General features: G+C 63.7%; 14 protein-coding genes. 4 read left to right on the top strand and 10 right to left on the bottom strand.

What is annotated here, in order from left to right; genetic code table 11:
• Positions 1-400 precede the first annotated feature (400 nt).
• Together IVA78_RS30020 and IVA78_RS30015 are read right to left on the bottom strand one after the other, a co-directional pair.
• On the bottom strand, positions 401-1378 hold the full coding sequence (locus IVA78_RS30020) for a hypothetical protein (protein WP_247469130.1): 978 nt from the start codon (positions 1376-1378) through the stop codon (positions 401-403).
• Between the two features lie 286 nt (positions 1379-1664).
• Positions 1665-2447 (bottom strand): class I SAM-dependent methyltransferase, encoded by a 783-nt coding sequence (locus tag IVA78_RS30015; RefSeq protein ID WP_247469109.1) that lies wholly within the window; start codon positions 2445-2447, stop codon positions 1665-1667.
• 109 nt (positions 2448-2556) lie between these two features.
• On the opposite strand from IVA78_RS30015, the gene IVA78_RS30010 reads away from it, so the two are divergent.
• Positions 2557-2823: a DUF2312 domain-containing protein gene (locus IVA78_RS30010; RefSeq protein ID WP_025575662.1), complete on the top strand. Its 267-nt coding sequence runs from the start codon at positions 2557-2559 to the stop codon at positions 2821-2823.
• Positions 2824-3040: 217 nt separating this feature from the next.
• On the opposite strand, the gene IVA78_RS30005 is transcribed toward IVA78_RS30010, so the two are convergent.
• The 3 genes from IVA78_RS30005 to IVA78_RS29995 form a co-directional block, all read right to left on the bottom strand.
• Positions 3041-3268 carry a DUF2442 domain-containing protein gene (locus tag IVA78_RS30005; RefSeq protein ID WP_247469108.1) on the bottom strand — a complete coding sequence of 76 codons (228 nt, stop codon included), beginning with the start codon at positions 3266-3268 and terminating at the stop codon, positions 3041-3043.
• Positions 3269-4358: 1090 nt separating this feature from the next.
• Positions 4359-5279: a hypothetical protein gene (locus IVA78_RS30000; protein WP_247469107.1), complete on the bottom strand. Its 921-nt coding sequence runs from the start codon at positions 5277-5279 to the stop codon at positions 4359-4361.
• Between the two features lie 13 nt (positions 5280-5292).
• Complete coding sequence (locus tag IVA78_RS29995; RefSeq protein WP_247469106.1) at positions 5293-9066, bottom strand: vitamin B12-dependent ribonucleotide reductase; 3774 nt, start codon at positions 9064-9066, stop codon at positions 5293-5295.
• Between the two features lie 758 nt (positions 9067-9824).
• On the opposite strand from IVA78_RS29995, the gene IVA78_RS29990 reads away from it, so the two are divergent.
• The gene (locus tag IVA78_RS29990; RefSeq protein ID WP_247469105.1) at positions 9825-10721 is read left to right on the top strand and encodes a DMT family transporter; all 897 of its coding nucleotides are present in this window, start codon (positions 9825-9827) and stop codon (positions 10719-10721) included.
• Here IVA78_RS29990 and IVA78_RS29985 read toward each other — a convergent pair.
• From IVA78_RS29985 to IVA78_RS29975, 3 genes are all read right to left on the bottom strand, one after another.
• The gene (locus tag IVA78_RS29985; protein ID WP_247469104.1) at positions 10687-12978 is read right to left on the bottom strand and encodes a CHASE3 domain-containing protein; all 2292 of its coding nucleotides are present in this window, start codon (positions 12976-12978) and stop codon (positions 10687-10689) included. The two genes, IVA78_RS29990 and IVA78_RS29985, sit on opposite strands and share 35 nt — an antisense overlap.
• Positions 12975-13397 (bottom strand): response regulator, encoded by a 423-nt coding sequence (locus IVA78_RS29980; protein ID WP_247469103.1) that lies wholly within the window; start codon positions 13395-13397, stop codon positions 12975-12977. The genes IVA78_RS29985 and IVA78_RS29980 overlap by 4 nt, the downstream gene beginning before the upstream one ends.
• A gap of 226 nt (positions 13398-13623) precedes the next feature.
• Positions 13624-14292, bottom strand: coding sequence for a BA14K family protein (locus IVA78_RS29975; RefSeq protein ID WP_247469102.1), 669 nt, complete (start codon positions 14290-14292; stop codon positions 13624-13626).
• 241 nt (positions 14293-14533) lie between these two features.
• On the opposite strand from IVA78_RS29975, the gene IVA78_RS29970 reads away from it, so the two are divergent.
• A complete protein-coding gene (locus tag IVA78_RS29970) occupies positions 14534-14944 on the top strand; it encodes an NADH:ubiquinone oxidoreductase subunit NDUFA12 (RefSeq protein WP_247277255.1) in 411 nt (136 codons plus the stop codon).
• Between the two features lie 414 nt (positions 14945-15358).
• On the opposite strand, the gene IVA78_RS29965 is transcribed toward IVA78_RS29970, so the two are convergent.
• Positions 15359-16045: a DJ-1/PfpI family protein gene (locus tag IVA78_RS29965; RefSeq protein ID WP_247469101.1), complete on the bottom strand. Its 687-nt coding sequence runs from the start codon at positions 16043-16045 to the stop codon at positions 15359-15361.
• A gap of 91 nt (positions 16046-16136) precedes the next feature.
• On the opposite strand from IVA78_RS29965, the gene IVA78_RS29960 reads away from it, so the two are divergent.
• Positions 16137-17075, top strand: a complete 939-nt coding sequence (locus tag IVA78_RS29960; RefSeq protein WP_247469128.1) for a GlxA family transcriptional regulator — start codon at positions 16137-16139, stop codon at positions 17073-17075.
• A 221-nt stretch (positions 17076-17296) separates the two neighbouring features.
• On the opposite strand, the gene IVA78_RS29955 is transcribed toward IVA78_RS29960, so the two are convergent.
• A complete protein-coding gene (locus IVA78_RS29955; RefSeq protein WP_247469100.1) occupies positions 17297-18034 on the bottom strand; it encodes a hypothetical protein in 738 nt (245 codons plus the stop codon).
• Positions 18035-18510: the final 476 nt, after the last annotated feature.

Below are 18510 nucleotides of genomic sequence, written 5' to 3'. Positions count from 1 at the left end.
TCCGGCATCGTGATCGAGGACGACGATCGCCGGCACAGCGTGTCATACAAAGTGTTCTGGACCTTCACATATCGGAACGGCACGACGCGGCAGGTCGAGCAGGGCATCGACTACACGTTCGTTTCGGCCGGGGAAACGACCCATCCGATCGTGCGCACTCGCCGTGTACCGCGCCCAGATAAAGTTCACGGATGTCAAGAGCGGCCAGACCGATCGCATGTTCCAAACCTACTTTCCTGAGCTCAGAATTGCTGTCACCAGCCGGACTCCCGAGGTTGTGTTCGTCAGTCAGAGGACGTCGTTCGAGCCGTTTCCAATGCTGCGGTAGCTCGTAAGATGGCCCTATCCTACGGGCCTTACATCCAATCGCGCCTTCGGGAAAAAAGCCCGCCCTGCGGGCTCACCAATCCGGATAGCCGTAAGGTTCGACCATGTAGGGCGGCGGAGGCATCCAGGGGCCTCGCGGCGGTCTTGCCCGCCGGGCTTCGGCCGCTGATACATGCGGCCGGGCATGCGCAGCCGCATCGTTGTTCGTCACGCTTCGCACGACGGGCTTCGCGGCTGCAGACGCGGACGAAGCGGTGAGTTGTGTTTGCAGCGCCTGGACCTGCGCGGCGAGGCGCGCATTGTCCGCCGCATCCTTCTCCTGCGCCGCCTTGAGCTGTTGAATGCTGTCGGCCTGCTCACGCAGGCTCTGCTCGTTGCGGTTTTTCAGTTGCTCGAGCTTCCCGTTGATGCTCGCAAGCTCGCTCGTGATGGCCTTGAGCGATTGCGCAAGATCAGACGACGACGGGTCAGGCGCTGTGGCGCCAGGCTTTGGGGCGCCGTCCGTTTCCTTAGCTATCGGCGGCGCGGGCAGTGGGCTCGACTCGTCCGCAGCAGCCAGTTGCATTGCCGGCGGCTGCGCCGGACTTTCCACCGCGGGCGGGGGCCTGCTCGCGGCCGACGGAACCCATCGTGCGATGATCGACGTGCTGATTGATTTGGCCTCATCGCGATATTGCGACGCGAAGGCGGCACCGAGAAGGCCGATTGCAAACACCAGGCCGACCAAAGCGCGCACCAGGGTCCGGTCTCCCTTCATGCCTTGATCGCGAACCTTGGCATCAGGCGCCGCCTTGTTTCCGGAAGTTGCAACTGCCGTCGCACCAAGACTTGCGTGCGAGGCCCGCTGGCCTTCGCTGTTGCGTTCCATTCCGGAAACCAGCCGGTCCAGCCGCGCAAGGTCTTCCTCTGCGCTCTTGATCCGGTCATAGGCCCGCGCCAGCCCGCCGTCGGCGCGCGCCTCATCCGGCTTGGCGGTGTCAGGCTTGTCGGCACCAGGCTTGTGGGTATCAGGGCTGGGGTCGTTCGTTTCAGGCACCGATGCGCTCTCCATCCGGTCGGGCGTCAATGGGAGGCGGTCCGATCACTGCAAGGATAGGTCTCGCCGCTGTCCAACACAACGCGTGTGCAAAGGAAAAATTATGGCGGGCTCGGGAGCCGGGCGGAGCGAGGCCGCTAGCGTCTCCGGCGCATGAATTACGGTGACAGTGCACTTAATTGACACCGACCAAGCGTGAATCGAGCCGCAGATTCGGCAGGGCGGCGATGGCGGACGAATTTAGTGCACTGTCACCGCGATTCCTGCGGGTTGTCACAGGAATTCCTGCTTCCCCACATGTTCAGCGCGGCTTACGTCCGCTGATCGCGTGCGCGCGGGCGCTGCAGGTGATGAGGCCGTCCGCATCAGTGGGCAGGCGCGCCCTCACGCGCTGCATGAGTGCGGCGACGTCGGCCGCCGGCATGGCCGCGATCACGGGTGCGGCGGAGGGGGCCTTCGTCTCGACATTCCAGAACTCGTCGAAATCGGCAAACGTCCGCTGCACGGTGATCTCGCGGGCCTCGATCTGCTGCAGCCCGGCCGCGCTCCAAAGGCCCTGAAGCGCCGCTAGAGTGGACACTTCCATGTGCGGCGGACGCGTCGGCGACAGCCCCATCGCGTACATCTCATCGAGGATCGGATCGAGCGGAAATCCGCCGCCCAGCATGTCCCACATGTAGGTCGCAACGAGGCCGCCGGGACGAACGATGCGCGCCAATTCCGCGACACCTTTCGAGGGGATCCGCACGAACACGAGAACCAATGCCATGACTGCGGCATCGAAACTTTCCGCCTCAAAGGGCAGTGCCATGGCATCGCCGATTTGAAACACGGCCCCGCGCGCGCCGGGCCGCGTGCGGGCAAAGGCGAGCTGTCCCTCGGAGGGATCGATGCCCTGCACGTCGCTGGGCGCGCAGCGTGCAAGAATGAGCTCGGTGAAGGCGCCATTGCCGCAGCCGACATCGATCCAGCGCAGCCCTTGTGCCGGCTCGAGCCAGTCGAGAAAGACCTCGCCGACCGAACGGCTCCAGACTCCCATCACCTGCTCATAGGCGGCACCGTCGTCGAAGCGAAGCTCGGGCATGGAACGGCTCCCTCGGCGCTTTTCAGCAGGCAATGCGCGGGCCGCGAGGTTAACACATTGGTCATTTCTTTGCGGGCATTTTCACGATCTCAGTCAGCAAAGAGGCACCATGTCCGACATCACCATTCCCGGCGGCAAGATCCGTTCCTTCGTCGAGCGAATCGAGAATCTCGACAGCGAAATGCAGGAGTTGAGCGAACAGAAGAAGGAAGTCTTCGCGGAAGCCAAGGGCGAGGGCTTTGACGTGAAAATCCTCAAGGAGATCATCAAGCTGCGCAAGGAAGACAAGAACGAGCGCGATGAGCGCGAAAGCCTGCTCGATCTCTACATGCGCGCGATGGAGACGGCGTCGCCGGAGCAGGCGAAAGCGGCGTGAGAGGATCAATTTGTGAGAAGCGGTAGCTGCAATCTCCGGATTGCGACTATCGCGCCGGGATGGTGTGAGCCCCTCGCGAAAACACCACCAACGGCCGTCATGCGATGACGTTTCGCCAGGACACAACCTGTCCTGCAAGTTGTCCCAAGTATCACCTCCATGCAGCCCCCATTTCGCACCGAAGTGGCGTGGCCGCCTATGCAACGTGCTCCGAGGATCATGTTACGTCGCCGTGTCCTGCGAGGAGGCCGGCAATGGAGATATCTTCGTCAAGCGCTTCCCAGTGCAGCCCGACCCGGCTGAGTTCGGCCTGATCGAGCTCGGCGGGCGTTGCATGCAGTAGCCGCGGAAACAACGCGAGCGGAATTCCCAACGTCCGGCCATCGGACAGTTCGACCCACATCGTGTGTTCGTCAAAACGAATGCTCATTGGCGAAATGGTCATGCGGAGCCTTCGGAAGAGTATTGCGGTCTGTCTCCCGGCGCACAGTATATCGAGATTTCGGGCAGGCGCGCGTCGGCGGTCCTCATCGCCAGATACGCAGCAGGCGGCCTTTGGGGTCGCCGCCGCCCAGAACTCATTCGACGGTGTCGCCGAGACCCTCGCTCGTGAGCAGCGGGTGGCGAAAACTGGCTGAGAACCAGGATCGACTCGGAAACGAAATAACCCGCCCTTGCCGGCTGGGTTCTTTGTTTCTACGAAAGTAGTCAAATAAGGGCAGACCGTAATCCCCGTGACGGTAGATTAGTCGGCCGCATTTCCGACTGGACAGGCCCTCATCTCATCACCACTCTGTCCTACCCGGTAGTAATAGCAAAATGCGCTTCGGTGCACGCTGCCGTAAAAGGTGACGTCAGTGCGATAGACAAAGCACCCTTGAATGACAGCGATCCGCCTGCGATCGCTTCGGTCCAACGTCAGGTTCGACTTGACGTGCCTGTATTCGAACTCAGGGAACGCGACACGGTCTTGGAATATGGCCTTCGTGTCACATTTTTCGCGCTTCCACCACCCAGCCCGATTACCGCATTTGTCGTGGGAAACATCGCTCGTGCAATTCGTGAAGAAATCGAAATAGTCGCTGTCGACATCGAGAGTGGCTGCCCAACTATCAGCCCAGTCATCCCCAAATTTGAGAGCAGGCTCTTTGCCTACATTTTTGTACGTCACCATGATGGTAACGACACCGTCATCGCCAATGCTAGCCGTAGCTTTCGAGGGGCCCACCCAGGCCCGTGTCGACGCCACGAGTGACTGGTACGTCAAATACCCCACCCAGACAGCGGCCACCGCCGATACGATCGAGAAAAGACCACTAATGCGGGTCATCTAACTGAAGTGCCGTTGTTTGAGCGACCAGACGTTGACCGGTACGCTTCGCTCCCGTCAAAATTCACAGAGCGGTACCGCATCTTATTTGTTCTCAGCGCGAGACCGGATGAGCACGGCGAAAATCCGCTGCGCTCGTCCGGGCTACGACTGAAGCAGGCGCCTAATCTGGAGAGAGGGTGCGCAATCACCGGGAAAATCAGGGCTAACCAGCTTCAGCTTGTGCACGGCTCGTCTTCTCGTGCAGGTGGAGATTCTGTGCGGCGAGCAATTGATTCCCGTGCTCCAACCTCTCCACGAGCTCTGTGTATGACGTAGGAAAACTATCTACTTCATCTGAAATCTTGAGACTGATTGGGATTCGGTAGCTTCTTAAGGAGACAAGCAGCGCGACGACCATTCCAGCCGCTGCAAGAAACAAGAGGCATGCCGTGAGTGCCTTTGGAATCAGCAGGAACCACGTCCTTTCGCTCGTGATCTCGTAGATTTGGAAGAACAGCAAAACCGCCGAAGCAAAGAGAAGCAGGAGCAGCGCCGTGGATTGGCCAAAACGCTTCAGTGCTCGATTCTCAAAAGTAACATCCCGACTGACGGGCGAACTCTTAATCCCTTTGATCGTTCCGAGAAATTCTGGACATGTGTTCGCGCCTTGTTTCTCAACTACGTCGTAGAGGATCTCTATGGTGAACCCGTCGCCCGGATCTAAGTAATCGAATCTGATCGTCACATCCCCTGCAGTATCCAACTGAGCAGTCGTGCAGTTAACATCTCGCGAAGCTTTTACGATCGCGGCGTTGATAATCTGTACATTGCCGGCCTTCAATCGCAGCGGGTCGGCCGTGGCGATCGCGCTGCCATCGATGGTGGTATTGCCGCTGTTCCAAATGAAGAACAACACGCGTCGCGGATCACGAAGCTGCCGCTGTTTATAAAACAGAGTAACGTCTGAAAATTCAGGAATTCGAAACCAGATGAAGCGAGAGTATTCGCACGCAAAACTCAACTCGGTTCGTTGTAGAGACCGTCTGTAGAAGAAAAATGAAATAATCCCGCCGCCTAAAATGCCGAGTATGGCAAGGATTGAGTCCTTGCCATACGAGTTCCAAAGGAGAAGTGCAGTTTCCATGCGCTTTCCTGGATTAGGAACACCCCGTCGTGCTGCCGCAAGTATCACACTTCATGCAGGTGCCATTCCTCACCAGGGTGAAGTTGCCGCACTCCGAGCACATCTCGCCCTCATAGCCCTTGGCCTTCGCTTCCGCGCGGCGCTCGGCCTTGGTGGGGGCGGCGGTTGCGGCGCTGCCGGCCTTGCTCCACTGGAGCTGCTCGAGCTTCTCTGTTGGCGATAGATCGTGGCTCGCTTCCTGCTTCAGCGCGACTGCGCCTTCGAGGGCGTCGCCGGCGCCGCGGGCGGTGGCGCCGTGGGAGGCGAGCGAGGTGACGCGGCTGCCGCCGGCAGGCGCGCTGTCGTTGCCTTGCGAGACCGCGGTGGAGCCGCCGCGCATCACGACGAGCTTGTCGGTGCGCGAGCGGGTGAGGCCGCGCGAGACCAGCTTGGTCGCGTGGTGGCCGCCGTCCTCGTCCGGCTCCTTGCCTTCCTCGACGCCCTTGCCGAGCGCGTCAAAGCCGGTCTCGTTGGGATCGACATGGGCGAGATCGAAGCGGCTGAGGTAGCTCACCGCGAGCTCACGGAAGACGTAGTCGAGAATCGAGGTCGCGTACTTGATGCTGTCGTTGCCCTGCACGGGGCCCGCCGGCTCGAAGCGGGTGAAGGTGAAGGCATCGACATATTCGTCGAGCGGCACGCCGTATTGCAGGCCCAGCGACACCGCGATGGCGAAGTTGTTGATGAAGGAGCGGAGCGCCGCGCCTTCCTTGTGCATGTCGATGAAGATCTCGCCGAGACGGCCGTCGTCATACTCGCCGGTGCGCAAGTAGACTTTATGACCGCCGACGACCGCCTTCTGGGTGTAGCCCTTGCGCCGATCCGGCATCTTCTCGCGCTCGCGCATCACGATGATGCGCTCGACCAGCTTCTCGACGATCTTCTCCGACACCTGGGCGGCGCGCGCCGCCATCGGCTTCTCGTAGAGCTGCTCGACCGCATCGTCCTCGTCCTCGTCGTCGCTGATGAGCTGCGAGTTGAGCGGCTGGGAGAGCTTGGAGCCGTCGCGATAGAGCGCGTTGGCCTTCAGCGCAAGCTTCCACGACAGCATGTAGGCGGACTTGCAGTCCTCCACCGTGGCGTCGTTCGGCATGTTGATGGTCTTGGAGATCGCACCCGAGATGAAGGGCTGCGCCGCCGCCATCATGCGGATGTGGCTCTCGACCGAGAGATAGCGCTTGCCGATCTTGCCGCACGGATTGGCGCAGTCGAACACCGGATAGTGCTCGGCCTTGAGGTGCGGGGCACCTTCCACCGTCATCGCGCCGCAGATGTGGACGTTGGCCGCCTCGATCTCGCGCTTGGTGAAGCCCACGGCCTGGAGCAGGTCGAAGCCGGTGGCGGCAATGGCTTCAGCGCCGATGCCGAGCTGGTCGCGGATGAAGTCTTCGCCAAAGGTCCACTTGTTGAAGGCGAACTTGATGTCGAAGGCGGTCGGCAGGGCTTTTTCGACCTTGGCGATGGCTTCATCGGTGAAGCCCTTGGCCTTCAGGGTCGAGGCGTTGATGCCCGGCGCGTTGGAGAGCGAGCCGTGGCCGACGGCGTAGGCTTCGATCTCCGCGATCTCGCTCTCGCGATAGCCGAGCGCGCGCAGCGCTGCGGGGACCGCGCGGTTGATGATCTTGAAGTAGCCGCCGCCGGCGAGCTTCTTGAATTTCACCAGCGCGAAGTCGGGCTCGATGCCGGTGGTGTCGCAATCCATGACGAGGCCGATCGTGCCGGTCGGCGCGATCACCGTCGTCTGGGCGTTGCGATAGCCGTGCTGCTCGCCGAGGGCAAGCGCCGCATCCCAAGCCGCCTTGGCATGCGCGACCAGATCTTGCTGCGGGCACGAGGCGTGGTCGAGCGGCACCGGGTTGACGCTGAGCGCCTCATAGCCGGAGGATTCGCCATGGGCGGCGCGGCGGTGGTTGCGGATCACGCGCAGCATGTGCGCGGCGTTCTTCTTGTAGCCGGGGAACGTGCCGAGCTCGGAGGCGATCTCGGCCGAGGTCTTGTAGGTGATGCCGGTCATCACCGCAGTCAGGGCGCCGCAGAGCGCGCGGCCTTCCTTGCTGTCATAGGGCAGGCCCATGGTCATCAAGAGGCCACCGATATTGGCGTAACCGAGCCCAAGCGTGCGGAACTCATAGGAGAGCTCGGCGATCGCTTTGGACGGGAACTGCGCCATCATCACGGAGATTTCGAGCACGAGGGTCCAGAGCCGGCAGAGATGCTCGTAGCCCTCGACGTCGAAGTGCTTCGTCGTGGTGTTGTAGAACGTCAGCAGATTGGCGGAAGCGAGGTTGCACGCCGTGTCGTCCAGGAACATGTATTCCGAGCACGGATTGGACGCGCGGATGTCGCCGGACGCCTTGCAGGTGTGCCAGTCGTTCATCGTGGTGTTGAAGTGCAGGCCCGGGTCGGCCGAGGCCCAGGCGGCGTGGCCGATCTTCTCCCAGAGGTCGCGCGCCTTCAGCGTCTTCGTCACCTTCTTGGAGGTGCGAGCCGTCAGATTCCAGTCGCCGTCGGTCTCGACGGCGCGCAGAAAATCGTCCTTCAGCGAGACCGAGTTGTTGGAGTTCTGGCCGGAGACGGTGAGGTAGGCTTCCGAGTCCCAGTCCGTGTCGTAGGTGTCGAACTGGATGTCCTTGTAGCCTTGCTTGGCAAACTGGATGACGCGCTTGATGTAATTGTCAGGCACGAGGCTGCGGCGCGCGAGCTTGATCTCGCGGCGCAGGGCAGGGTTCTTCTCGGGGTCGAAGCAATCGTCGCCCGAGCCTTCGCAATTGACGCAGGCCTTCAGCACCGCCTTGAGGTGCTTCTGGTTGATCTTGGATCCCGTGACGAGGGCGGCGACTTTCTGCTCCTCCTTCACCTTCCAGTCGATATAGGTCTCGATGTCGGGGTGATCGACGTCGACCACGACCATCTTGGCGGCGCGGCGCGTGGTGCCGCCGCTCTTGATGGCGCCGGCGGCGCGGTCGCCGATCTTGAGGAAGCTCATCAGGCCGCTCGAGCGGCCGCCGCCCGAGAGTTTCTCCCCCTCACCGCGCAGGCGCGAAAAATTGGAGCCGGTGCCGGAGCCGTATTTGAACAGGCGCGCCTCGCGGACCCAGAGGTCCATGATGCCGCCCTCGTTGACGAGGTCGTCACCGACGCCCTGGATGAAGCAGGCGTGCGGCTGCGGGTGCTCATAGGCCGACTTGGACTTGGTCAGCTTGCCGGTGAAGGGGTCGACGTAATAATGGCCCTGGCCGGGGCCGTCGATGCCATAGGCCCAGTGCAGGCCGGTGTTGAACCATTGCGGCGAGTTCGGCGCGACCATCTGCATGGCGAGCATGTAGCGGAGCTCGTCGAAGAAGGCCTGGGCATCTTCCTCGGTCGAGAAATACTTGCCCTTCCAGCCCCAATAGGTCCAGCAGCCGGCGAGGCGATCGAACACCTGTTTTGCGCTGAGCTCGCTGACATAGCGCTCTTTCTCAGGCAGGACAGAAAGCGCCTCGGTGTCGGGCACGGAGCGCCACAGGAAGGAGGGGACGGATTCCTCTTCGACCTTCTTCAGGCGCGCGGCGACGCCGGCCTTGCGGAAATATTTCTGGGCGAGGACGTCGGAGGCGACCTGCGACCATTCGGTCGGCACCTCGACGTTCTCCAGCTTGAACACGACCGAACCGTCGGGATTGCGAATCTCCGACGTGGTCAGCCGGAAATCGATTCCCGCATAAGGTGACTGTCCCGAAGTGGTGTGGCGCCGCTCAATCCGCATGGTCTTGCCCCGTCCTTAATCTTTGACCGAACCGCCTCCGTTCAGGCGTTCCGGTCGACATTTCGCTTCGCGAGTCCTTTTGGCCGTTCGGCCTCGGGCATCGCAGTTCAGCCGGTGAACCCGGCCCTTGTTCTCCCGACGCGATTGCTCGGTGCGCGCACCTCACATCCGCCGGCATGTCCAGGCCCATCCGCCCCCAAGGGAATGAGCCCGACATGCGTTCAACGCCCCGCCGTCACTTCAACCGTTGCCATGCGAGCCTGTTGCCGGCCCGTTCTGGCGCCCGAAACGTCCTCCATCAAAGGGCAGACAAGCCCTCATCCGCTGCCTTTGGCTGGCGGGCGGAGTGTTGATTTGCGAGACCCTTTGGGGGAGTGCCGGCGGGACGCAAACTCACTCGCGCCGAACGGACCGAAAGCTAGGACTCTCCGTTGCGCCCGTCAAGAACTAGTGCGAGTTCCTGAATCAAATACTAAATATGGTGGATTGTGGGGGATAACAGGGGTCTCGGCCGCGCCTGCTGTGGAGCCAAGTATCAGTGAGTCCTCAGGGATTCCCAACCAAAAAAATTTGCATGCCGCACTGTTCGCAACTCTTCATCCCGCTGTTCACAGGGCAGGTATATTTTTGGCCGATGGGATTGCGTCAGCGGGACTCACGTAGCCCTACGGAAGGTGAGGGCAGGCATGCCCCCCGAGGTGGTGGTTTGCGCAGCGAATCCGCGCCAAGCTGACCTTCGATTTTGCCGGACCAACCCCATGCATGATTCGACCCGCCGGGATGCGCGGCCGCGCATCGCCCCGGCCGGACTGATGTTCCTCGCGATCACCTCGATCGGCTGGGGCTTCAACTGGCCGGTGACGAAATTCCTGCTCGCCGAGCTGCCGCCGCTGACGCTGCGCGGGGTCACCGGCGTGCTCGGCGCGGTGCTGCTGGCGCTGCTCGCGGTCGTGCGACGGCAGAGCCTGCGGGTCGAGGGCGTGGTCTGGCCGCGCTTACTGACCGCCGCGGTGCTCAACGTCACCGGCTGGATGGTGCTGATGGGTCTGGCGCTGCTCTGGCTGCCGGCGAGCGAGGCGGCGCTGATCGCCTACACCATGCCGGTCTGGGCCTCGATCATCGCCTGGCCTGTGTTGGGTGAGCGGCCAACGGTCCTGCGCACGCTTGGGCTGGCGATGGCTTTTGCCGGCCTTGCCTCGATCATGGGCGGCAACGGCATCGCCGCCAGCGCGGAAAAGCTGCCGGGCATCATCATGGCGCTGTGCGGCGCCTTCGGCTTTGCCGTCGGCACGGTGTTCTCGAAAAAGTACCCGATCCGCCTGCCGCCGATCACGGCGGCGGCCTGGCAGATCGGCATCGGCTGCCTGCCGATCTCGATCATCGGCCTCCTGGTCGAGACCACGCATCTGTCGCGGGTGACGCCGCTCGGCTGGTGGCTCTTGGTCTACTCGACCGTGGTGCAGTTCTGCATCGCCTATGTCAGCTGGTTCGCCGCGCTCGCGCGCCTGCCGGCCTCTATCGCCGCGATCGGCACCATGGCCGTGCCGGTCATCGGCGTCGTCGCCTCGGCGATCGCGCTCGGCGAGCCGCTTGGCGCGGGCCAGATCGCCGCGCTGATCTTCACGCTGGCCGCCGTGGTGCTGGCGACGCGCTAATTTTGGTTGCCGCGATCCCGCCGCCCAGCGCCTTTCGGATCATCTCCGCGAGCTGGTTACGGCGGTAGGGTTTCGTCAGCAGCAACACGCCGTCGTCGAGCTTGCCGTGGTGGACGATGGCGTTGTCGGTATAGCCGGAGGTGTAGAGCACCTTCAGGCCGGGCCGGCGCTTGGCCACCTCCTCGGCGAGCTCGCGGCCGCTCATGCCGCCGGGAATGACGACGTCGGTGAAGAGCAGATCGAACGGCTGGCCGGCCTCGATCAATTGCAGTGCGGCGCGGCTGTCGGGCGCGGCCACCGTCTTGTAACCGAGGCTCTGCAGCTGCGCGGTGACGAAGTTGCGCACCAAGGTGTCGTCCTCGACCACGAAGATGGTCTCGGCGCCGCCTTGGGCCTGCGGCGCGACGGGAGTGGCCACATCAACCGTGCCTTCGCCCGGCGGCAGATAGAGCTTGATCGTGGTGCCGTAGCCTTCTTCGCTGTAGATCTTGATATGGCCGCCAGACTGCTTGACGAAGCCGTAGACCATGGACAGCCCAAGGCCCGAGCCCTTGCCGACTTCCTTGGTGGTGAAGAACGGCTCGAATGCCTTCTGCTGGACCTCGGCCGGCATGCCGGTGCCGGTGTCGCTGACGGCGAGCATCACGTAAGGGCCGGGCCGGACGTCCGGATTGTTCTGCGCATAGGCCTCGTCGAGCTCGACCCGGTGGGCCTCGAACAGCAACTTGCCGCCGTTCGGCATGGCGTCACGAGCGTTGATCGCCATGTTGAGCACGGCATTGGTGAGCCGGGACGGATCGATATGCGCCGTCATCGGCCCCTGTTCCAGCACGGTCTCGATCTGGATCTGCTCCCCGAGAGTGGGGCGCAGGAGCTTTGCGATATCCGCGACCGCGGCGCTGATCTCGACGTTGCGCGGCTGCAGCGGCTGCCTGCGCGCGAACGCCAGCAGATGCTGGATGAGGTCGGCGCAGCGCTCTGCGGCATCGTCGATCAGCCGCGCCCTGCGCTGGAGCTCGGGCTGGTCCTTCAGGCTCGCCACCAGCGTCTCCGTGTTGCCGGAGATCACGGTCAGCATGTTGTTGAAGTCGTGCGCGACGCCGCCGGTCAGCTTGCCGATGGCATCCAGCTTCTGCGACTGATAGAGTTGGCGCTCGGTCTCCCGCGAGGTGGTGGCGTCGTGATAGACCAGCACAGCGCCGGAGATATTACCTTGCCCATCCCGCATCGGCCGGCCGCTGATCATGAGATGGCGGGGAGAATTGTCGCTGTGCGGGCGGACGATCATCTCCAGCTCTTCGAACTGCTCGCCGCGCAGCACGCGCGTCGACGGCAGCTCGTCGGCCTTCAGCGGCGTGACGCCGTCGCCGTGAAACACATCGGACAGCGCGCGCAGATTGCGCAAATTCATGCCGGCACGATGCAACAACATGCGCTCGGCGGCCGGATTGGATAGCAGGACGGTGCCCTCGGCATCGATAACCAGCACCGCCTCCGCCATGCTGCGAAACGTGCTCTGGAGCACGTTGACCGACAGGCGCAGCTCGTCATGGGCTGCGACCAGATGCTCGGTGCGCTCGGCCACCGCTGCCTCGAGCGCCTCCTTGGCGGCCGTGGTCTCGGTCAGCGTGCTCTGGAGCGCGACAGTGGTCCGCCGGCTCTCGCGCATCACCAGCGCGACAAGGAGCAGGATCAGCACGGCGCCCGCAACGTCGATGCCGAGCAGCACGATGCCGGTGCGGCGCGAATCCTGGGAGCGCGCGGTGAGCAGGCGTTCTTCCTCGGCGCTCAGATGGTCGAGATTGCGCATCACCGTGTCCATGAGGCCGCGGCCCTCGGCCTTGCCGTTAAGTGCGGCAATGCCGGCCTGATCGTTCTCAGTGCGCAGGCGCATCGCCGCGGCGGCGATCTCGATCCGGCGCAGCGCCAGCGGCTCCGTGCCCTCCAGCAGCGCGACCTGATCCGGATGGTCGCGCACGTCGCGCTTGAGCTCGGCGAGGGCCGGCGCGATCCGGGCGCGGACTGCCTGGAACTCATCGCTGAAACCCGCGCTGCGATAGAGCTCGTAGCCGCGCGCGGCGCCCTCGGCACGGCGCAGCAGCACGCGCAGGTCGGAGATCTTCTTCTGCACCTGGACGGCGTGGTTGACCCAGGCCGCATCGGACCGCGACTTGAAGTCGAGGGCGATCGAGGCTGCGGTGATGATCAGGAGGATGGCAAGTCCAGCACCGAGAATGACGCGCTGCGTTGGGATCAAGGGGCTTCTTTCTTGTCCTTCGGCTGTGCGCTCTCGGCGGCACCGGCGAGGCATTCCCGGATCGTGGTCAGCAGCGCGTCCGGGGTGAACGGCTTGCGCAGGCAGCGGGTCGCGCCGAGCTCCAGCGCCATGCGGAGAAAGTCGGGGGAAGGCGAGGCGGATGAGGCGAAGGCGTAGCCGGACATCGCGATCAGCGGCGTGGCCGGCGCGCGCTCGTGAAAGATGCGGATGGACTCGAAGCCGCGCATGTGCGGCATGAAGATGTCGACCAGCATCGCGTCGAAAGCCTGTGTTTCGAGCGCAGCCAATCCCGTTTCTCCGCCGTCGGTCAGCGTGACGTCGAAGCCCTGACGTTGGAGGAGGACTTCGATGGTCGCGCCGACCATCGGATCGTCATCAACCACGAGAATACGCGGCATGACACTTCCCAGCAATCGAGGTCCCCACTGTGATGGTGATATCCGCGAATCGTGGGTCGGGTCAATTTTGGATTGGATGGCAATTGATATGCACGGCGCGGTGAATAAAGGTCCATTTGAATGAAGCGTGATCCGAAAGTGGCGCGAAGCAAGTGAAGCGCACGACCAATACGAGAAAAGCGCCGCATCGCTGCGACGCCTTTTACTTCAAATGCCACAGATCGGCTTACGGGCAGGGATGCCGCTGGCTGTCATAGCCGAGATACGTACCCGAGGCCGGGTCGTACGACTTGTAGCGCTGCGCGCAATAAGCGTACGAGTCGCCGCCGCTGTCTGGCACCACGGCCACTGTCGGCTCATCATAATAGCTGTCGTAGTAATAGGGGTCATCGTAATAGCCATAGCCGCCGCCGTAATAGGCGTACGAGCCGAGGCCGCCGATCGCCGCACCTGCCGCGAAGCCGGGCCAGAAGCCGCCGCCGCGCCGATGATGCCAGTGGCGACCGCTCCAGTTGCTCCCGCCCTGCCAGTTGCCCGCGGTTGCGACGCTGCGGCTGCCGCTGAAGGACGGCGACATCGCGGGGCGGCTCACCGTGCCGGCCGCGAAACTGCCACCGCTGGGACGCATCGCAGTGCCGGCCGCGAAACCGCCGCCGCTCGGACGAACCGCTGCACCGGCCCCGAAATTGCCGCCACCGCCATGGAACGCGGCGCCGCCGCCGCCCATGCGTGCACCGCCTCCGCCGAAATGAGCACCGCCGCCACCGCCGCCACCGCCGACATGGGCGCCGCCCGCTCCGACCACGGCGGCACGACTCTGCGCGAAACTCGGGCTCGCCAAGGGAAGAACCAACGCCATCGCCGCGGCAGCACTCAGGTATTTCAGACTGTTCATGGTCAAACTCCTTTCCCGGAAGCAAACCCTATGAAAGCGCTGGGGTTCCTGGGATCACGCCGGTTTGCGTGCGAAAGAGAGCTTCAGCCGCTGCCGCTGTACCCGGGATGAATGGATCGCGGCCGCTTTGCGGCAGATCTTGCTCGGTAGCCGGATCTGCGGAGGCACCGACGCACCCTCCGAACTGGACATTTCGCCGTTCGGATGGCATCAGGACCCGAGGAAGCAGGGCCCTTGCCGCATGAAACAATTCTTTCTCAAGTTCTTCACCTGGTGGAATGGCCAGACGTTTGGCACCCAGCTCTGGACCAAACGGTACGGCGAGCTGGTCGGCCAGGACGAGCAGGGCAATCTCTATTATCGCACCCGCGGCGGGGCGATTGATCCGACGCTCGGCTTCGAGCGGCGCTGGGTCGTCTATAACGGCTATGCCGAAGCGAGCCGCATCCCGCCGTCCTGGCACGGCTGGATCCATCACGTCGTCGATGTGCCGCCGACCGAGACCAACTATCAGCCGCGCGAGTGGGAAAAGCCGCACCAGCCGAATCTCACCGGTACGCCGAAGGCCTACCGTCCTTCGGGCTCGACCCTTGCCAGCGGGCGGCGGCCGAAGGCGACCGGCGACTATCAGCCCTGGACCCCGGCCAACTGAGCGTCTGCCCGGACGCGAATCTTTATCGCGACATTGGATGCACGCGCATCCGTTTCGCGCCGCTGGGGACAACGGGAACAGCGGGGATGCCGCCTGCGCCGGCGTTGCGCTCACGCCAGCGATGCGGCTCAATGGTCCCATCTTACGGAGATGGGAGACCATCGCGTTCGGTTCGGGCAACAGTTCGCGACTGTCCCGAGATGCAGCGGCCGCCGACCAGGACTCGATCGCGGAGATAGGCCCCCGGTCTGGAAGTTCGAAATCGCCCGATGGAATGTGCAGCCGCCGTAAGACAGGAAAGGCCGCTTGGGAAACCGAGCGGCCTTTTTCTTTGGGGGACCAGCACGAAGGTCACGTGCCCCAGACGCAGCGCAGCGCCACATGTTGGCCGCGTCGGGGACGCGAGAGCGCAGGCTACGCCATCCGCTCCGCTGCGCGCTTCACCGCCTCGAGCCGCCGCGCCTGGTTTTGCGCGCCGCGTTCGCGGAGCAGGGCCAGCACCTCGGCAGGCGCGGTGACGGGCGAGCCTGAATTGAACGGCGGGGCGGGATTGTATTCCATCTGGAGCTGGATTGCTTCCGCTGTGGTGCGGTCGACCAGGATCGAGACCAGCGTCAGCGCGAAATCAATGCCGGCGGTGACGCCGCCGCCGGTGATGCGGTTGCGGTCGATGCAGACGCGTGTCCTGGTCGGCGTTGCGCCGAACTGGCCGAGCATCTCCATCGCGCTCCAATGGGTGGCGGCGCGGTAGCCCTTCAATAGGCCGGCGGCGCCAAGCGCCAGTGATCCCGTGCAGACCGAGGTGACGTATTTGGCGCCTTCGGCCTGCCGGCGCAGGAAATCGAGCACCTCCTCGTCGTTGAGCAGGTCGTTGGTGCCGCCGCCGCCGGGCACACAGATGACGTCGAGTTGCGGGCAGTCGGCAAAGGTCATGGTCGGCGTCAGCGTCAGCACGGAATCGCTCGGCACGGGCTCGATCCGCTTCCAGATCAGGTGCAGCCTCGCGCCCGGAAGCATGGCGAACACCTGCAAGGGCCCGGTGAAGTCGAGCTGGGTGACGCGCGGAAACACCAGGAGTCCGATCTGGAGCGGTGACGACATGGGAGCCTCCGAGAATGAGCTTGACGCCGGCAGGATCGCATGGTGCCCTTCCGTCCGAAATGACGTAATTCCCTCAGTTTCGGACATGACTATGATCGGCATCCTGATCTTCCCGGATTTCCAGTTGCTCGACGCGGCAGGCCCGATCTCGGCATTCGAGGTCGCGGCGCGCTGCACCGGCATGGCCCCAGGCATTCGCGTGCTGGCGGCGAAGGCGGGGCTCGTGCGCAGCTCGTCCGGGGTCGAGATGATGGCGCGCGATTTCAAGTCGGCGAATGCGATCACGACGCTGGTCGTGGCCGGCGGCGCGGGCGTCGCGGACGCCGCGCGCTGTGAGGTCACGCGCGCCTTCGTGCAGCGGCTGGCGCGGCGTGGCGTGCGGGTCGCCAGCGTCTGCTCGGGTGCCTATGTGCTGGCCGAAGCCGGCCTGCTCGATGGGCGCCGCGCCACCACTCATTGGGGGCGGACGCGCGATTTCGTCGCGCGATATCCCAAGGTGAAGTTCGAGCCGGACCAGATCTTCACCCGCGACGGCAATGTCTGGACCTCGGCAGGCATCTCCGCGGGCATCGATCTCGCGCTCGCGATGGTCACCGAGGACCACGGCGAAGAGATCGCGCAGCAGACCGCGCGCCAGCTCGTGCTCTATCACCGCCGTAGCGGCGGCCAGTCGCAATTCTCCTCGCTGCTGGAGCTGAAGGCGCCGAACGGCCGCTTCGGCGCACTGTTGTCCTGGGCGCGCGAAAATCTCGACGCGCCGCTGACGGTGGAGGACCTTGCCGATCGCGCCGGCATGAGCGCGCGACATTTCGCCCGTGCCTTTGCCGCCGAGACCGGCACGACGCCGTCCAAGGCGATCGAGCGGTTGCGGCTCGAAGCGGCACGCGAGCGCGTGCAGTCCTCGCGCGAGGCGATCGAGCTCGTCGCGGAAGTGACCGGATTCGGCGACCCCGAGCGAATGCGGCGCGCCTTCATCCGCTCCTTCGGCCAGCCGCCACAGGCGCTGCGGCGCGCGGCACGGGCAGGTTAGAGCGCGCGAGGGCGAGGCCTTGCCCTGCGGTCCAACGCATCGGCATTTGAAAGGCGACGGATACCGTGCCTGAGACGTCGGCGCGAGTTCTCGAAGACGTGCGGAAAGTTTGCGGCCGTCACGCCGCCGGCGCTGCCGTCGACGTCCTCGAGATTGAGTCACCGATCAGGCGGCGCGCCAGCCTCGCTTCCGCCTGGTGTGGCCCCGGGCGCTTCGTTCCCTCAACTGCGCAACAGCACCGCTTCGCGCAGCGCGCGGCTCGAGCTTAAGACAGAGCCGATTCCCAGGACCATCAGCAGCAAGCCCAGCCAGGTTGCTGTCCAGCCCTTTCCTCCATCGCCCGCCTCCGCAGGGGGCATGGCCACCGGAATAGCCGGTGGCACCGAGGCGGCGGCCGCGTCGCGTACCGCCGCCTCGGGCTTCTCCACGTCAATTTGGAACGGCACGGCATGTTCGGACGTGAACCGGCCGGTGGGAAGATTGGTGACAGGTGCGGCTGGCATCACGGCCGTCGTGCCAGTGCCGACAACGAGAGCGGCATCAGCTACCCTGACTTCGCGTGCAGGCGGCGGCGGCTGGACCCCCTCTGCCGGTGCGGAGCGTTGCAACTCCGCGCGTGCATCAACCACCGGGCTCCGCCTGAGCCGCGCGGCATCGTTCTGGTCGGGATTGGCGCCGCGGTTGGCCGCGCGACGATGTGCCGGCTTTTGCACCCTCGTGACACCCTCGGCCAGGAACCAACATTTGCGATGGCCGTCCCGCCGATAGACCCAGTGTTGGCCCGCGCCGGGCGAGTCGCCGGGCCGCGGCAAGCATTCCGCTTGCACGGGAGGGCTTGCTGCGGGCTCGCGCGAAGCGTTACCGAAAAAATCGGCAAAAGGGTTGGAAAACGCAGGTGTCGCTGCAAGAGCTCCAACAAGAACTAAACTCGTCAAGCAAAGCCGCAAATAACCGGACATCGAAAACTCCCGGTGTTGCGCCCCCCTACCAGTTCGACCCTTCGCGGCAAGATGGGCCGCGATGCGGCTCAAATCTGGCAGCGCCATGGATTCATTGTGTGCCCGCTGCGAGATCCTGAGCCGAATCCGAACGCGCTCCCAGCAGCTCACGCTTGCAAAATGCAGTGGCTAGTTCATGTGGTTGAGCCCCTCTTGCCGCCAGGCGGGTGGGCTAAATAGGTCAGCGGAAATGGCGCACTGAAGCGCATCAGGATTTGATTGCAGCGCTTGCGGACAGGTCGAGAATGCCCCGGGCTCACCCATCCACGGAGATGCGCTGTCTCATCCGAGACGTTTGTCCGTGCTTTGGATATTGCGAATTAATCTTCGGCTCACAGCAAATCGTTTGAAGGCTAATGATCGCCGGTATAGCATGAGCTTTTAAAGGGGTTTGAACGTGCCGCCTTCGTTAATGTGCACTCAGCCCGCGGCATGCC

Origin of the sequence: Bradyrhizobium sp. 137, from assembly GCF_023074095.1 — a bacterium.
Taxonomy (GTDB): Bacteria; Pseudomonadota; Alphaproteobacteria; order Rhizobiales; family Xanthobacteraceae; genus Bradyrhizobium.
Note: the sequence above shows the minus strand (reverse complement) of the source record. Positions and strands in the feature narration are given on the sequence as shown.

What these genes read in the sequence shown, in the direction of transcription:
- IVA78_RS30020 (WP_247469130.1), bottom strand. Translation starts at nt 1,378, where the DNA reads ATGGAGAGCGCATCGGTGCCTGAAACGAACGACCCCAGCCCTGATACC.
- IVA78_RS30015 (WP_247469109.1), bottom strand. Translation starts at nt 2,447, where the DNA reads ATGCCCGAGCTTCGCTTCGACGACGGTGCCGCCTATGAGCAGGTGATG.
- IVA78_RS30010 (WP_025575662.1), top strand. Translation starts at nt 2,557, where the DNA reads ATGTCCGACATCACCATTCCCGGCGGCAAGATCCGTTCCTTCGTCGAG.
- IVA78_RS30005 (WP_247469108.1), bottom strand. Translation starts at nt 3,268, where the DNA reads ATGACCATTTCGCCAATGAGCATTCGTTTTGACGAACACACGATGTGG.
- IVA78_RS30000 (WP_247469107.1), bottom strand. Translation starts at nt 5,279, where the DNA reads ATGGAAACTGCACTTCTCCTTTGGAACTCGTATGGCAAGGACTCAATC.
- IVA78_RS29995 (WP_247469106.1), bottom strand. Translation starts at nt 9,066, where the DNA reads ATGCGGATTGAGCGGCGCCACACCACTTCGGGACAGTCACCTTATGCG.
- IVA78_RS29990 (WP_247469105.1), top strand. Translation starts at nt 9,825, where the DNA reads ATGCATGATTCGACCCGCCGGGATGCGCGGCCGCGCATCGCCCCGGCC.
- IVA78_RS29980 (WP_247469103.1), bottom strand. Translation starts at nt 13,397, where the DNA reads ATGCCGCGTATTCTCGTGGTTGATGACGATCCGATGGTCGGCGCGACC.
- IVA78_RS29975 (WP_247469102.1), bottom strand. Translation starts at nt 14,292, where the DNA reads ATGAACAGTCTGAAATACCTGAGTGCTGCCGCGGCGATGGCGTTGGTT.
- IVA78_RS29970 (WP_247277255.1), top strand. Translation starts at nt 14,534, where the DNA reads ATGAAACAATTCTTTCTCAAGTTCTTCACCTGGTGGAATGGCCAGACG.
- IVA78_RS29965 (WP_247469101.1), bottom strand. Translation starts at nt 16,045, where the DNA reads ATGTCGTCACCGCTCCAGATCGGACTCCTGGTGTTTCCGCGCGTCACC.
- IVA78_RS29960 (WP_247469128.1), top strand. Translation starts at nt 16,137, where the DNA reads ATGATCGGCATCCTGATCTTCCCGGATTTCCAGTTGCTCGACGCGGCA.
- IVA78_RS29955 (WP_247469100.1), bottom strand. Translation starts at nt 18,034, where the DNA reads ATGTCCGGTTATTTGCGGCTTTGCTTGACGAGTTTAGTTCTTGTTGGA.